The organism is Jatrophihabitans sp. (assembly GCF_035474675.1).
In the GTDB taxonomy this organism is placed as follows: domain Bacteria; phylum Actinomycetota; class Actinomycetes; order Mycobacteriales; family Jatrophihabitantaceae; genus Jatrophihabitans_A.
The window spans coordinates 40,402-54,290 of sequence record NZ_DATINC010000010.1 but is presented as its reverse complement, the minus strand read 5'-3'; the positions used below and the strand labels follow the sequence as shown (position 1 = coordinate 54,290).

13 protein-coding genes are annotated in these 13,889 nt (G+C 73.9%); 2 read left to right on the top strand and 11 right to left on the bottom strand.

The features are described 5' to 3' along the window. Window positions 1-149: 149 nt before the first annotated feature. The 5 genes from VLJ82_RS00740 to VLJ82_RS00720 all read right to left on the bottom strand — a co-directional run bounded on the left by VLJ82_RS00740 (window position 150) and on the right by VLJ82_RS00720 (window position 5,973). A complete protein-coding gene (locus VLJ82_RS00740; RefSeq protein ID WP_408661404.1) occupies window positions 150-803 on the bottom strand; it encodes a GOLPH3/VPS74 family protein in 654 nt (217 codons plus the stop codon). Window positions 804-834: 31 nt separating this feature from the next. Further along, window positions 835-2,745, bottom strand: a complete 1,911-nt coding sequence (locus VLJ82_RS00735; RefSeq protein WP_408661403.1) for an ATP-binding protein — start codon at window positions 2,743-2,745, stop codon at window positions 835-837. A gap of 219 nt (window positions 2,746-2,964) precedes the next feature. Further along, on the bottom strand, window positions 2,965-3,918 hold the full coding sequence (locus VLJ82_RS00730; RefSeq protein ID WP_408661402.1) for a hypothetical protein: 954 nt from the start codon (window positions 3,916-3,918) through the stop codon (window positions 2,965-2,967). Window position 3,919: 1 nt separating this feature from the next. After that, the gene (locus VLJ82_RS00725; RefSeq protein WP_408661401.1) at window positions 3,920-5,353 is read right to left on the bottom strand and encodes a phenylacetate--CoA ligase family protein; all 1,434 of its coding nucleotides are present in this window, start codon (window positions 5,351-5,353) and stop codon (window positions 3,920-3,922) included. Window positions 5,354-5,601: 248 nt separating this feature from the next. Beyond that, window positions 5,602-5,973, bottom strand: a complete 372-nt coding sequence (locus VLJ82_RS00720; protein WP_408661400.1) for a cupredoxin domain-containing protein — start codon at window positions 5,971-5,973, stop codon at window positions 5,602-5,604. A gap of 122 nt (window positions 5,974-6,095) precedes the next feature. On the opposite strand from VLJ82_RS00720, the gene VLJ82_RS00715 reads away from it, so the two are divergent. Next, the gene (locus tag VLJ82_RS00715) at window positions 6,096-6,740 is read left to right on the top strand and encodes a 2'-5' RNA ligase family protein (RefSeq protein ID WP_408661399.1); all 645 of its coding nucleotides are present in this window, start codon (window positions 6,096-6,098) and stop codon (window positions 6,738-6,740) included. Here VLJ82_RS00715 and VLJ82_RS00710 read toward each other — a convergent pair. From VLJ82_RS00710 to VLJ82_RS00690, 5 genes are all read right to left on the bottom strand, one after another. Further along, window positions 6,732-7,598: a metal ABC transporter permease gene (locus VLJ82_RS00710; RefSeq protein WP_408661398.1), complete on the bottom strand. Its 867-nt coding sequence runs from the start codon at window positions 7,596-7,598 to the stop codon at window positions 6,732-6,734. The two genes, VLJ82_RS00715 and VLJ82_RS00710, sit on opposite strands and share 9 nt — an antisense overlap. Next, window positions 7,595-8,506 (bottom strand): metal ABC transporter permease, encoded by a 912-nt coding sequence (locus VLJ82_RS00705; RefSeq protein ID WP_408661397.1) that lies wholly within the window; start codon window positions 8,504-8,506, stop codon window positions 7,595-7,597. The genes VLJ82_RS00710 and VLJ82_RS00705 overlap by 4 nt, the downstream gene beginning before the upstream one ends. Beyond that, window positions 8,503-9,354 carry a metal ABC transporter ATP-binding protein gene (locus VLJ82_RS00700; protein ID WP_408661396.1) on the bottom strand — a complete coding sequence of 284 codons (852 nt, stop codon included), beginning with the start codon at window positions 9,352-9,354 and terminating at the stop codon, window positions 8,503-8,505. Before VLJ82_RS00700 ends, VLJ82_RS00705 begins: the two co-directional genes overlap by 4 nt. Beyond that, window positions 9,351-10,274, bottom strand: coding sequence for a metal ABC transporter solute-binding protein, Zn/Mn family (locus VLJ82_RS00695; RefSeq protein ID WP_408661395.1), 924 nt, complete (start codon window positions 10,272-10,274; stop codon window positions 9,351-9,353). Before VLJ82_RS00695 ends, VLJ82_RS00700 begins: the two co-directional genes overlap by 4 nt. A gap of 113 nt (window positions 10,275-10,387) precedes the next feature. After that, on the bottom strand, window positions 10,388-10,840 hold the full coding sequence (locus VLJ82_RS00690; RefSeq protein WP_408661394.1) for an SRPBCC family protein: 453 nt from the start codon (window positions 10,838-10,840) through the stop codon (window positions 10,388-10,390). A 416-nt stretch (window positions 10,841-11,256) separates the two neighbouring features. Here VLJ82_RS00690 and VLJ82_RS00685 point away from each other — a divergent pair, with 416 nt between their 5' ends. After that, window positions 11,257-12,795 (top strand): alpha,alpha-trehalose-phosphate synthase (UDP-forming), encoded by a 1,539-nt coding sequence (locus VLJ82_RS00685; RefSeq protein WP_408661393.1) that lies wholly within the window; start codon window positions 11,257-11,259, stop codon window positions 12,793-12,795. Between the two features lie 42 nt (window positions 12,796-12,837). Here VLJ82_RS00685 and VLJ82_RS00680 read toward each other — a convergent pair whose 3' ends face one another. Further along, window positions 12,838-13,779, bottom strand: coding sequence for an MBL fold metallo-hydrolase (locus VLJ82_RS00680; protein ID WP_408661392.1), 942 nt, complete (start codon window positions 13,777-13,779; stop codon window positions 12,838-12,840). Window positions 13,780-13,889 lie beyond the last annotated feature (110 nt).

The following is a 13,889-nucleotide window of genomic DNA, read 5'->3' as shown; positions in this document are numbered from 1 at the left end:
AGCAGGACGACTCGGTTCGCGCGTGCCGGAATGCTAGTCCCGGTCGGGGGAGTGGCGCCGGAGGTCCGCGCCCGGTGTGCCGCGCCGGGCCCGGGATTGGCCGGCTCGCTGCCGGGGGCTCAGCCGGCGGTCGCGGTCGCGGTGACCGTTCAGCCGGCGGTCGCGGTGACGGCGACCGTCGCGGCGCCGCCGGTCGCCGCCTGCATCTCGGCGATCACCTTCTTCACCACCGGCGCGACCGGTGTCAGCTCGCTGGCCGCCTTGATGCGCTGCCTGGCGTGCCGGCGGGCGGCCCGTTCGGGTGCCACCACCTCCAGCAGCCGGGCGGGCCCGGCCAGCGCCAACAGCACCGCGGTGCGCGGCTCCAGGTAACCGTCCCCGGCGGCGGCCAGCCGCACCCGCCGCACCGGCTCGTCGCGGGCGTCCGGCCGCAGCACCGGATGCCGGGTCACCGACCAGAGCAGCATCCGGTCCCGGCGCCGGCCCAGCACGCCCCGCTCGACCAGACCGTCGACCAGGTGGGACCAGGCCCCGCCGAGCGCCCGGTCCAGCCGGCGGAGCTGGCCGGGTGCCCGGCGCAGGGTGTGCTGGGCGAGCAGGGCGTGCACTCGGGCCAGCAGCGGATCGTCCGGAGCCGGGCCGGTGGCCACGAACCGGCCGCCGGCCAGCTCCACCGCCCCGGCCAGCGCGAGCTCGCCGACCAGCGCCCCGGACAGGCACACCACCAGGTACTGCCGGCTGGCCAGCGGAGTTCCGCGGGCTGGGTCCAGGCCCAGCAGCAGCAGTTCCTCGGCGATCAGCATGCCTGCGAGTATGCGGGTTGCGGCCGTCCGGTCACACCGATGCCGGGCGCAGCGCCGGCGGTGGCCGCTCGACGGTGGCGTCCACGCCGTGCAGCAGCAGGCTCTGGCCGGCCGGTTCGAGCTCGCCCGGGTCGGGGTGCCCGATCGGTTGCGTGCCGGCCGGCTCGGCGAGGCACCCCCGGGTCCGGGCCAGCCGCCGGACCGCGCGAGCCTCGGCGGCGTGGTCGTCGCACAGCCGGGCGGCGGCCAGTGCGCCGGCGTGCACCGCGAGGGCGTCGCCGACCTGTCCGGTGTCGTCGAGATAGTCCGCCAGCAGGTCGGCGAGCCGCAGCGCCTGCCGTGGCCAGCCCTGCTGGCCGGCCTGCCCGGCAAGTGCCACCAGGGTGGGCTGTTCGGCGTCCAGCCAGTCGCGGGCTGCCGTCGCGTCGGCCAGCCGGACGGCCGGCGGGTGCCCGGCCGCCGGCTCCGGACGCCGGTGCACGGGTGCCGGGTACAGCAGGTCCATCGCCTGAGCGGCGGCGTCGAGGTAGTACTCCAGCAGCCGGTCACCGGCCAGCCGCCGCTCCGGCGCGGAGTCCTGGGCCACCGCCAGCTCGCCGGCGAAGGCCAGCAGCAACCGGTGCAGCTGGTAGCGGTCCGGACCGCTCTGCCGCACCAGGTGCGCGCGGGCCAGCACGTCCAGCAGGTGACGCGCCTCGGCGACGCCGGCCGTGCCGAGCAGCGCGGCCAGGCCGGCGGGCCGCACGCTGCCGCCCGGGTACAGGCCCAGCAGCCGGAACGCCCGGGCCGCGTCGGGGGCCAGCCGGGAGTAGGACCAGGACAGCACCGCGCGCAGCGACGTCCGGGCGTCCTCGTCGGCCTCCAGCAGGTCCAGCGGTGCCTGCCGGCCGGCGAACTCCCGGACCAGGTCGGCCAGCGGGGTGCCCGGCCGGTGGCCGGTCCGCTCGGCCGCGATCCGCAGGGCCAGCGGCAACCCGGCGCAGTGCTCGGCCAATGCCAGCGCGGCGTCCGGCTCGGCATCGACCTGCGGGCCGCCGAGCGCGCGGAGCAGCCGGACCGCGTCCGGCGGCGGCAGCACGTCCAGCTCCAGCCGGTGCCCGCCGTGCCGGGCGACCAGGCCGGTGAGGCTGTCCCGGCTGGTCACCAGCACCGCGCAGGACGGCGTGCCGGGAAGCAGGTTGCGCACCTGCTCGACATCGCGGGCATTGTCCAGCAGCACCAGCACCTTCCGGCCCGACAGCAGCGACCGGTACAGCGCCGCCCGCTCGGCGAGATCGCGCGGGATCTCGGTGCCCGCCACCCCGAGCGCGCGCAGGAAACCGGCCAGCGCCTGGCCCGGCTGCACCGGCGGCTCGGGGTCGCTGCCGCGCAGGTCGAGGTAGAGCTGGCCGTCCGGGAAGTCGCCGCTGCCGGCGTGCGCCCAGTGCACCGCCAGCGCCGTCTTGCCCACCCCGGCCGTTCCGGTGACTGCCACGATCGGGCCGGGGCGGCCACCCTGGTCCCGCCGGCCGGTGGCGAACAGCCGGCTGAGCTCGGCGAGCTCGCCGGCCCGGCCGAGGAAGTTGTCGACCGCCGGCGGCAGCTGGTGCGGGATGCCGGTCCGGATGGCTCGTTCGGCACCGGCGCCGCGGTGTGCTGCGTCGCGGTTGGCGGTCACCCGGTACCAGGCCTCGGCCCACTCGTGCTGCTCGGCCGAACTGGCGCCCAGGGCGATCACCATCCGGTCCAGCACCTCGGCCGGGGCCAGCCGGCGGCCGGTCAGGTAGGCGTGGATGGTCGAGCGCGGCTCACCCATCCGGCCGGCCAGCTCCTCCAGGCTCACCCGGGCCGAGCGGGTGCCGCGGGCGGCCCGGGAGCGGAGCAGGCCGAGTTCGCGGGCCAGGTCGTCGAGGGTGGTGATCCGTGCCGGATCCGGACCGGATGCCGATCCCTGACCGTCCACGCTGCCTGCCTCCCCGACCGGTCGACGAGCCCGGCATCCGCGCCGGCAGTCACCGCTTTGGGACCATATAGCCACAACGTCGAGGACGGAACACCCTTTCTAAATATGTGGAAACCGGTTGAATATGTGAAGAGAAGTGCCGGGATTGTCAGCAAAGGCCGTCGCCCTCGGGTCAAGCTGGCGCGGGTCAGTCAGCCGCGCGGGGCGGGCAACCGTCGATCAGACAGCCGCGGGCTCGGGTACCGGAGTGGGCAGCGGCGCCGGCGCCGCGGCGGGCGATCCGGTCGGCCGGACGACGTCGCTGCTGGCCAGGAACTCCTGCATGGTGCGCTCCCGGCCGTAATGCCGGCGCATCCACAGGTAGGCGACGAAGGCGGCCGGGCCGAACAGCGTCTGCGCCGGGATCGCCACGTCGGTGCGGGCGGTGATGAAGCTGTCCAGCACCAACGGCGCCACGCTCACCGCCACCGCGCCGAACACCACGATCAGGGCCATCGCGATCCGGGCGGCCGTCCGGCCGTAGGCCTTGAACGCCGCGATCAGGAACAGCGAGTAGACCAGCAGGTCGCCGACCCCGATGGTGGCGTTGTACAGGCCGACCCGCATGCCGAACGACGGGTCCAGCGGCCAGCCCAGGAATTCCTCGGCGAGGTGGCTGTTCACCGGCAGCACGGTGGTGAACGCCAGGTCGTAACAGGCCAGGATCAGCGCGAACCAGGCCACGTGCTTGAACTTCATGCCGCCCTGGACGTACAGGTTGGAGATCGCGACCGCGGCCAGCAGCACCATCAGGTCGCCTTCCAGCCAGCACAGCTGCCAGCCCCACACGGTGCCGAGCATGGTCCGGTTCAGCCAGATGCTGCCGCCGATCAGGGTGCCGACGACGATCCACAGCATGGCCGGGCTGAGCAGCGGCCGCAGCCCGATGGACAGCGCCGAGGCGAAGGTGATGCTGAGGAACGTGGTCAGCGCCCAGTGCGGCAGCAGCCCGTACAGGAACGGCAGGAACACGATGAAGGTGAACAGCACCCTGATGTCGCGGCTGTTGAAGGTGCCGATCGCCGGTCGCTCCAACCGCACCCGGCGCAGGTAGGCCAACGCCGTGCCGCTGGTCAGCACCGAGGCCGGGGCGGCGACGGAGAACTCCAGGACGCTCAGCTGGAAGGGGGTCATGTCATTCTCCGATGAGGGCGGGGGCGGCGACGAACGTCGTCTCGTGCAGGTCGCTGCGCAGCTGGCGCAGCGAGCTGGCCTCGGCGTCGGGCACCAGGGCCAGGTCGAGGTCCAGGCCGTGCCGGGCGAAGTGGTCCGCAGCCTCGGCCTCGCCGAGGCCCGCCACGGCCGACTTCGGCAGGCTCAGCCGGACCCGGCCGTCGACGGCCTCGGCGCGGAAGCGCGCCGGCCACGGCTGGCTGGGCAGCGCCTCGACCGCCTCCACCAGGTCGCGGGGCGTCACCACGTAGGTCGGGCTGAGCCGCAGGATGTGGTCGGCCTTGCCGAGCACCAGGCTGGTCGCGGGGATGCCGGCCATCTCGCAGTCCGGCGTCCCCTCCGGCAGGCACCGGACGACGTCGCGGGTGTCGTAGCGGAAGATCGGCATGCACTCCCGGTACGGGTAGTAGGGAGTGATCACCACGGTGGCCAGCGCGCCGGGCGCGGCAGGCTCGCCGGTCTCCAGGTCCAGCAGCTCGACCAGGCCCATGTTGACGTCGTGGTGCAGGTGCCGGGCACTGCAGGTGCGGCCGGTGACCGGGAACACCTCGGTCATGGCGAAGACGTCGGTGACCCGCGGCACCCCGAACGTCTCCTGGGCGGCCGCCGCCAGGCTGGGCGAGAGCACCTCGCCGCCGCCGTCGATGCGGCGCAGCTGGAAGTCGGCCGGGCCCAGGCCGCGCCGCCGGGCGGCGCTCACCAGCTCGGCGAGGTAGCTGGGCACGGTGGCCAGCAGCGTCACGCCGCCGGAGGTCAGGCTGTCCAGCGCCTCGTCCGGCGGCACGATGCCCAGCACCCGGCAGCCGGAGCCGACCAGCCGGGAGACCGCGGCGGTCAGGTGCACCGACAGGGTGGCGCGGGAGCTGACGTTGACCTGGACGATGTCGCTGGCCCGGTTCTCGTCGCGCAGGATGCCGGCCAGCGCGCCGAGTCCAGCCAGCAGGTCCAGCTCGTAGCGCGACAGCCAGATCTCGGCCGGCCGGCCGGTGGTGCCGGTGGTGCGGGTTGCCAGGTGGCGGGTAGCGTCGGCGCACAGGAACTCGGCCTGCCGGTCGACCAGATCGCGCTTGACGGTGACCGGGATGCTGCGCAGCGTCTCGACGTCGAGCTTGCCGGCCGGGATGCCGGCAGCGGCGAAGCGGCGGGAGTAGAACGGCGACTGGGCATCCAGCCGGCGGGCGGTCCGGCGCAGGCAGCGGCTGGCGAAGTCGGCCCGGGAGTCCGGGTCGGCGAGCGGGCCGTCCAGCACCGCCTGCACGTCCGAGCCGGGCTCGCCGAACTCGGCCAGGGTGGCGAGCGCGTCCTCGACCAGCCGGGCCAGGTTGGCGGTGTCGAGCTTGCGGCCCCACACCATGCCCATCGCCATCCGGAACTGTCGAATTCCGGTTTCCAACATTGCCCGCTCCGTTCCTTCGAAGGTGCTGGTGGCCGGTGGCCACCCTGAGCGGTGCCGGCAGGTCGGGAAGGACCTGCCGGCACCCGGGTCGAGGCCGCCTAGAAGGCGCTTCCGTCGACGGCGGCGAACAGCACCGCGGTCAGCGAGCCCATCGCGTAGCGGATGTGCTTGACGCTGCTCTTGAGTGACGACATGGTGAACCTCCTCTCCGTGGTCTCGTCGGGACGGCGCCGGCCGCTGCCGGTTGTCTAGCTGGTGACGATGACCTTGACGGTCATCTCCGGATGCACCGAGCAGGTCAGGGTGTACGTGCCGGGGGTGTTCCACCGCCCCGTCGTCAGGACGTCGTTGGTCTCCATCAGGTGTGCCCCGGTGATCGGCACGCCGGCGGCGTCGACGAGGTGGCCGTCCTTGCCGGGCCCGACCGTGTGCGCGAAGCGCGAGTTGTTCTGCATGGTCAGGGCGTCGCCGCGGTGCACCGTCACGACCTCGCTGGAGTAGTGCTCGTGGGTCATGCCCAGCACGCCGTCGGCAGGCCTGGAGATCGCGGCGCCGGCGGTCGGCAACACCATGCTGAGCAGGAGCACCGGAACGGCGAACAGGATGCGCGGAACTGCCACGGTGGCTCCTTGCCATGAGTTGGCCTATGACGAGTGCCCGCGCTTGGCTGCTCAGCCGGACTGGCCGAAGTACACCAGTCGTGCAGTCACCTGCGTTCTGTGCGGGACATTCGCAGACATTCGTGGACGCACCTTTGCCGGTACCCGCCGGGACCGCCGCATCCGCCTGCCTGCCGGTGCCGGCTGGCACCATGGCCGGCATGCCGCCGGATGCCGAGCAGCGCCGCCCGCTGGTGGTGAGCCTGGAGATCGGCGAGGCCGCGCAGGCCCGGTTCGACGCCGAGCGGGCCGCGCTGTTCCCGCCCGGACGCACCGTGCTGGGCGCGCACCTCACCCTCTTCCACGCCGTGCCCGCTTCGATCGAGCCCGCGGTGCTCGCCGACCTGGCCGAGGTGGCCGCCGGCTACCGACCGTTCGGGATCGAGGTGCCCGAGCTGATGCCACTGGGCCGCGGGGTGGCCTACCGGCTGGACTCGGCGGAGCTGCTCGCCCTGCACCGCGGCCTGCAGTCCCGCTGGTGGGACCGGCTGACCGCCCAGGACCGGCAGGGGTTCCGGCCGCACGTCACCGTGCAGAACAAGGTCGATCCGGACCTCGCCCGCCGGACCCTGGCGCAGCTGCGCGAGCGGTTCACCCCGTTCGCCACCACCGCGCGGGCGGTGCGGCTGTGGCGCTACGACGGCGGGCCGTGGACCGCGCTGGCCCGGTTCCCGTTCGGCGCCGGCCAGCCAGCCACCGGCGGCCGCAGTCCTGACGGCTCAGGCTGATATCGGCCGGCGCAGCACCGAATAGCCTGCCGCCAGGGCGAATTCGGCGGCGGCCAGGGCCACGATGGTGAAGCTGGGCGGCAGGGCCGGCACGGCGTAGGCCAGCACCAGGCCGGCCCACATGGCCAGCACCGCGAGCGCCACCGCCAGTGCCAGCGCCCGCCACGGGTCGGCGGTCAGCCGCCGGGCGGCGGCCGCCGGGGCGGCCAGCAGGCCGAACACCAGCAGCGCCCCGACCGCCTGGCTGGCCTCGCCGACGGTGCCGCCCAGGATCGCCAGGAACAGCGGGCCGAGCAGCCGGACCGGCACCCCGCGGGCGGCCGCCACCGCCGGGTCGATGCTGGCGAACAGCAGCGGCCGGGCGATCAGCAGCAGCACCGCGACCAGGCCCGCCGCGATCCAGGTGGCGGTCGCGGCGGCCGGCGCGCTGAGCCCGAAGATCGAGCCGAACAGCACGTTGACGTTGGCGGTGGCGTCCCCGCTGCTGCCGCCCGCGGTGTAGAGGAACAGGAACAGCACGCCCAGGCCCAGCACCCAGGCGAAGGTGGTGCCGATGAGCACGTCGTCGCCGACGCCGCGGCCGCCCAGCAGCCCCAGCAGCACCCCCACCCCGACGGTGGCGGCGAACAGCCCCAGCCGCAGGTCCAGCCCGGCGGCCAGCGCCGCCAGCGCCCCGGCGTAGGCGACGTGCGACAGCGCGTCGCCGGCGAAGACCTGGCCGCGTAGCACCACGAAGTACCCGGCGAGCCCGGACAGCACCGAGATGGCGGTGCCGGCCAGCAGCGCGTGCCGGACGAACGGCTGGCCCAGCATGTTGGCGAGTCCCGTCACCGGATCCGCGGCCAGCAGCGCGGTCACCGGTTGCTCCCGGCCGGTTGCGGGTGCCCGGCCCGGGGCCGGGCCCAGCGGTCCCTGCCGTGCCGGTAGCCGAGCGCCAGGCAGAACGCCGCGAAGGCCAGCGTGGTCACCCAGAAACCGATCGGGTACGGCGAGAAGAAGGCGATCCCCTCGCCGAGCCAGGTCACCGCGACCGCGATCAGCACCGACAGCAGCAGGCCCGGACCGGGCCGCGCGGTCAGCTGGCTGGCGGCGGCTGCCGGGGTGACCAGCAGCGCGAACACCAGCAGGCTGCCGGTGATCTGGCTGGCGCCGGCCGCGGCCAGGCCCAGCAGCACCAGGAACGCGGTGCCGACCAGCCGCACCGGCACGCCGCGGGCCCGGGCCACCTCGGCGTCGATGCTCGAGAACAGCAGCGGCCGGCCCAGCACCGCCAGTGCCAGCAGGCAGCCGGCGCCGGCGGCCAGCAGCGCCAGCACCTGGCCGTCGGACACCCCGGTGATGCTGCCGAACAGCAGCCCGGTCAGCCCGCTCAGGAAGCCCTGGTACAGCGTCACGAACAGGAATCCGCAGGCCAGCGCGAACGCCTGCACGGTGCCGACCACCGCCGAGGACTCGCCGTCGCCGCCCAGCCCACCGGTCAGCCGGCCGGGTCCGGGCAGCGCGGCGATCACCAGCGCCCCGGCGACGCAGAAGCCGTAGTAGCCGAGGCCGGTGCCCACCCCCAGCCAGGTCGCGCCGGCCGCGCCCGGAAAGCCGATCACTGCCAGGGTGTGGCCGGCGAAGCTCTGCCGGCGCAGCACCATGAAGTAGCCGATCGCGCCGCACAGCACCGCGACGATGGTGCCGGCCCGCAGCGCGTTGAGCATGAAGTGGTAGCTGAGCAGCTGCTGGACGTCGGCCACCAGGTCGAGGCTGAAACCGGTCATGGCCGGTGCTCGGCGTGGCTGTCGGGCTGGCCGACCACCACCAGCCGCCCGCTGCGGTCGCGCAGCACGTCCACCGCGGTGCCGTAGAGCATGCTCAGGGTGTCGGAGGTGATCACCTGCTCCGGCGGGCCCATCACCGCCCCGCCGTGCGCGAGGTAGATCACCTGGTCCAGGTAGGGCAGGATCGGGTTCACGTCGTGGGCGACCAGCAGCACCGCCACCTGGTGGCTGCGGCAGACCGACTGCACCAGCGCGCTCACCGAGGCCTGGTTGGTCACGTCCAGGCTGTCCAGCGGCTCGTCCAGTATCAGCAGCTTCGGATGCCGGATCAGGGCCTGGGCGATCAGCAGCCGCTGCTGCTCGCCGCCGGACAGCTGGCCGATCGGGCGGGAGGCGTAGCTCTCGGCGCCGACCAGCGCGATCACCTCCCGGACCCGGTCGCGGGCCTCGCGGCCGGCCCGGCCGCTCCACCGGCCGGGCAGCGCGACGCCCCACCGGTCGCCGTCCCAGCCCATCCGCACCACGTCCGTGCCGCGAATCCGGGTGGCCGGGTCGAAGGCGCGCCGCTGCGGCAGGTAGCCGATGCTGCTGTTGTGCCGGCCCGGCGCGCCGCCGAGCACCCGGATCGTCCCGGCGCTGGTCGGCTGCAGTCCCAGCACCGCCTTGAGCAGGGTGGACTTGCCGACGCCGTTGGGGCCCAGCACCGCCACGAACTCACCGGCCCGCACCCGCAGGCTGACGTCGGAGAAGATCAGCCGGCCGCCGGCGGTCACCGAGACCCCGGCCAGCGCCAGCACCTCCGCCGCGCCGGCCGGCAGCACCGTCCCGGCCGGCAGCTGCTCGCTCATCGCGCCGCCTGTTCCAGCGCCGCGCGCAGCGCCTCGAGCTGGCTGACCTGCCACTGCTGGAAGCTGGCGCCCGGCGGGTTGACGGTCTCGGTGACCGCCACCACCGGCACGCCGGCCGCGCGCGCCGCGGCCAGCTGGGTGGCGACGTCCGGAGTGGCGTTCTGGCTGTTGTAGAGGTAGACCGCGACCTGGCGCCCGCGCAGCTGGGCCTCGCTGGCGGCCTTGTCGGCCGCGCTCGGCTCGCTGCCCTCGCTGACTGCCCGCAGCAGCCCGGCCGGGGTGATCAGGTCCAGTTCCAGCGCCTGGGCCAGTGGGGCGACGATGCTCTCGCTGGCGCCGATCCGGCTGCCGGCGAACCGGTCCCGGATCTCGGAGATCAGCCGGTGGTAGCCGGCCAGCCCCTCGCTCTGGAACTGCCGGCGCCGGTCGGCGAAGTAGCCTGCGTCGGCGGGGTCGGCCTGCGCCAGGCCGGCGCTGATCGCGGCCACCACCGTGCTGACGTCGGCGGGGGAGTACCAGCGGTGCGGGTTGCCGCCCTCTCCGGTGCCGACCAGCCGGCCCACGTCGATCACCACCCGGTTCTTGTCGGGACTGGCGGCCACCGTCCGGGCGGCCCACGGGTCATAGCCCACCCCGTTCTCGACGAACAGCCGGGACCGGGCGATGGTGCGGGCGTCGGCCGGGGTCGGCTCGTAGGCGTGCGGGTCGGTCTGCGGGCGGGAGATGATGGAGCTGGCCCGGACATGGCTGCCGCCGAGCTGGCTGAGGATGCTGCCCCAGACGCTGGTGCTGGCGGCCACCTCGATCACCCCGCCGCTGGCCGCCCGCGACACGCTGGGCGAGGTGGCGCAGCCGGCGAGCAGCAGCACGACCGGCAGCAGTGCAGCCAGCACCGGCCGTCCGGCGGCTGAAGTCGGCATCGGAACTCTCCCAGGCGGGATCCCTCGGCCGCTCGGCGGAGTGGCCGGTGCCTAGCCAACCCTTAATGACATTGATTGTCAATTTCGTTAGTGCCTAGGCCGCAGCCCGTTCGTCAGTGCCGGGCAGCCGCTCGGCCGCGTACCAGGAAGTCCAGCCGGCGCAGCGATTCCCGGTTGCGGGCCAGCAGCGCGAGCTGGCGTACCGGAGCCGGCACCAGCAGCGCCGGACCGCTGACCGCGTCCTCGCGGATGGTCACGGTGCAGCCGCCCACTCCGGGCCGTTCGGTGATCTCGATCTCCACCAGCGCCGCGCCCAGCGGGCGGGTCCGGGCGAGCAGCCGCAGCAGCCGGCCCGGCCGGCAGGTCAGCACCTCGGTCCGGTCGTCGAGCAGCACCGGCCAGCTGCCGACCGAGTGCGCGAGTGCGGATCCCTCGGCAGGCCAGGACTCCTCGACGGTGCGAATCCGGGAGGCGCCGACCACCCAGCCGGCGTAGGACCAGCCGTCGCCGAGCACCGTCCATACTTGCTCAGCACTCGCCTCGATCGGCCTCGATGTCGCGATCATCCTTTTCCTGCAAGGGTATTCGGGCACGGTGATGCCAGCGCGCGACGGGTCGCGGGCAGCTGCTGCCCGGGGTGGGGGCGGGTCGCGATCCGGGCACCGGGCACCGGTGCGAAAGTCCGGTCAGTCGGCCCGATCGGCTCGCGGTTTGAGCCGGCCGGGCCTGGACCGGACACCGCTGCAGCGACGTACGGCCTGAGGCCACTGTGCCCGGATACCCCGGGTCACCGCAAGCGGGCCCCCGGGTGGCACGGTTTTCGTCCCGGCCGGACTGCTGCAGCTGCCGTCGGCAGTTGGGCACGGCCCCATCGGCAACCGGACAGGCCCGCAGGTTATGGTCAGAAGGAGCTAGGCCAAGCCGTAACTCTCGGTATCAGGCCGGCGTACCGCGCCTTGCCAGGCACAGGGGAGTCGAGCTGATGGGCAGCACGACGCACGACCGCGACGCGGCACTGTCCGCCGCGCCGGGCAACTACGACTTCGTGGTGGTGGCCAACCGGCTGCCGCTGGACCGGATCGAGGACCCGGACGGCGAGGTGTCCTGGCGGCGCAGCCCCGGTGGCCTGGTGACCGCGCTGCAACCGGTGATGCAGAAGGCCGACGGTGCCTGGGTGGGCTGGACCGGCGCACCGGGCCCGGCGCCGGAGCCCTTCGACGAGGCGGGCATGCGGCTGGTCGCGGTGAGCCTGACCGCCGAGGATGTCCGCGACTACTACGAGGGTTTCTCCAACGACACGCTCTGGCCGCTGTACCACGACGTGATCGCCCCGCCGCGGTTCCGCCGGGCCTGGTGGGACGCCTACGTCCGGGTCAACCGGCGCTTCGCCCAGGCCGCGGCCGAGCAGGCCGGCGAGGGCGCGGTGGTGTGGGTGCAGGACTACCAGCTGCAGCTCGTGCCGGGCATCCTGCGGGCCGGCCGGCCGGACCTGCGGATCGGCTTCTTCAACCACATTCCCTTTCCCGGCTACGAGATCTTCGCCCAGCTGCCCTGGCGGCGCCAGATCGTCGAGGGGTTGCTGGGCGCCGACCTGGTCGGCTTCCAGCGGCAGGGCGATGCCACCAACTTCCTGCGGGCCTGCCGCCGGGCCGCGGGCCTGACCACCCGCGGCTCGCTGGTGCGGGTGCCGCGCAGCTGGCGCCGCGACATCTCGGCCAACTCGGTGGGCCGGGCCCGCACCAGCCGGGCCGCCGCCGACGACGACCGGACGGTACGGGCGGCCACCTTCCCGATCTCGATCGACTCGGAGGGCTTCGAGGCGATCGCCCGCCGGCCCGAGGTCAAGGCCCGGGCCGCCGAGATCAGGCAGGCCCTGGGCCATCCCAAGACGCTGCTGCTCGGCGTGGACCGGCTGGACTACACCAAGGGGATCGCGCACCGGCTCAAGGCCTACGGCGAGCTGCTGGCCGACGGCCGGCTCACCTCGCCGGAGGACGTCCTGGTGCTGGTCGCCAGCCCCAGCCGGGAACGGGTCGAGCAGTACCGCCGGCTGCGCGACGAGGTGGAGGTGACGGTCGCCCGGATCAACGGCGAGTTCGGCGAGGTGGGCAGCGCGCCGGTGCACTACCTGCACCATTCCTATCCGCAGGAGGAGATGGCCGCGCTGTACCTGGCCGCCGACGTGATGCTGGTGACCTCGCTGCGCGACGGCATGAACCTGGTCGCCAAGGAGTACGTGGCCTGCCGCTACGACGAGTCCGGGGCGCTGGTGCTGAGCGAGTTCACCGGCGCCGCCGACGAGCTGGGCGGCGCCTTCCTGGTCAATCCGCACGACATTTCCGGGCTCAAGGACGCCATCGCCCGGGCCGCCCGGATCTCACCGGCCGAGGCCCGCCGGCGGATGCGGACGATGCGCAAGCGGGTCCGCGAGTACGACGTCTCGCGCTGGGCGGACACCTTCCTCGACGCCCTGCACGGCGGCCCGGTGGCTGCCGAGCCCGAGCCGCAGATGCAGGTCTGAGCTCTGCCCTGCCGCGGTAGGGCTGCCCTGTCGCGGTAGGGCCTAGGCCCGCCAGCGGGCCATTCCGCCGAACAGCGCGAGCACGTCCGGTTCCGGGTGCGCCGGGTCCAGCGCCCGGTAGCAGCTGTCGACGTTGATCACCACCCGCTCCGGATTGCCCCAACCGGCAAAGCGTCCCAGGTCGATCTCGGCGGCCGCCTGCTCGGCGGTCCGGCCCCGGGCGTGCAGTTCGGCGGCGCCGGCCTCGACGTGGGCCAGGTACTCGATCACCTCGCGCACGCCGGCGGCGTCGGTGACCGGGCCGTGCCCGGGGACGTAGTGCTCGGCGTCCAGTTCCAGCAGCCGGTGCAGCGCGGCGATCCAGCTGCCGGCCGGACCCGCCCACATGATCGGGGTGCCGCCGATGAACAGCAGGTCGCCGGCGAACACCACGCCGCTGTCCGGGACGTAGACCGCCACGTCGCCGTAGGTGTGCGCGGGGCCCAGCCGCAGCAGCCGGACGGTGCGCGAGCCGACGGCCAAGTCGGTGTCGGCGGTCACCGGCGAGTCGGGCAGCCGTCCGGTGATGCCGGTGAACTCGAACGCGCCGAAGGCCCGGTGCAGGTAGGCCGACAGCTGCGGGCCGAAGTCGGCGCTCATCAGGGTGGCCAGCAGCTGCGGCGACTCGGCCTGCAGGTGGGCACCGGCCTCCGGCGCCGCCCAGATCCGCACCGCCGGATCGAGCAGCTCGTTGCCGTAGCAGTGGTCGCCGTTGCCGTGGGTGTTCACCGCGTGCCGGATCGGCGAGCCGGCCGTCACCGCGGCCATCGCGGCCAGCATCCGCCGGGTGCGGGGCAGGTCGAACTGGGTGTCCACCAGCAGGCTCTGCCCGCCGCCGTCGACCAGGCCGGCGTTGCTCAACCCCCAGCCGCCGTCCGGCTGCAGCCAGGCCCAGACGCCGTCGGCCAGCTGGTGCAGCCCGTCGGTGTAGTCGACCGTGCTCATCGGCGGCGCTCCCGTGCTCTGATCGGGGACCAGGTCGGTCCGGCGCTGACTCTGCCAGGCTCCGGCGGCGCAGGCAGCGCCGGATCCGAGCTAGGCTGGTCAGGTTTGCT

Excerpts from the sequence above, each read along its gene's own strand:
- VLJ82_RS00740 (WP_408661404.1), bottom strand. The coding sequence starts at position 803 with ATGCTGATCGCCGAGGAACTGCTGCTGCTGGGCCTGGACCCAGCCCGC.
- VLJ82_RS00730 (WP_408661402.1), bottom strand. The coding sequence starts at position 3,918 with ATGACCCCCTTCCAGCTGAGCGTCCTGGAGTTCTCCGTCGCCGCCCCG.
- VLJ82_RS00725 (WP_408661401.1), bottom strand. The coding sequence starts at position 5,353 with ATGTTGGAAACCGGAATTCGACAGTTCCGGATGGCGATGGGCATGGTG.
- VLJ82_RS00705 (WP_408661397.1), bottom strand. The coding sequence starts at position 8,506 with ATGACCGGTTTCAGCCTCGACCTGGTGGCCGACGTCCAGCAGCTGCTC.
- VLJ82_RS00700 (WP_408661396.1), bottom strand. The coding sequence starts at position 9,354 with ATGAGCGAGCAGCTGCCGGCCGGGACGGTGCTGCCGGCCGGCGCGGCG.
- VLJ82_RS00695 (WP_408661395.1), bottom strand. The coding sequence starts at position 10,274 with ATGCCGACTTCAGCCGCCGGACGGCCGGTGCTGGCTGCACTGCTGCCG.
- VLJ82_RS00690 (WP_408661394.1), bottom strand. The coding sequence starts at position 10,840 with ATGATCGCGACATCGAGGCCGATCGAGGCGAGTGCTGAGCAAGTATGG.
- VLJ82_RS00685 (WP_408661393.1), top strand. The coding sequence starts at position 11,257 with ATGGGCAGCACGACGCACGACCGCGACGCGGCACTGTCCGCCGCGCCG.
- VLJ82_RS00680 (WP_408661392.1), bottom strand. The coding sequence starts at position 13,779 with ATGAGCACGGTCGACTACACCGACGGGCTGCACCAGCTGGCCGACGGC.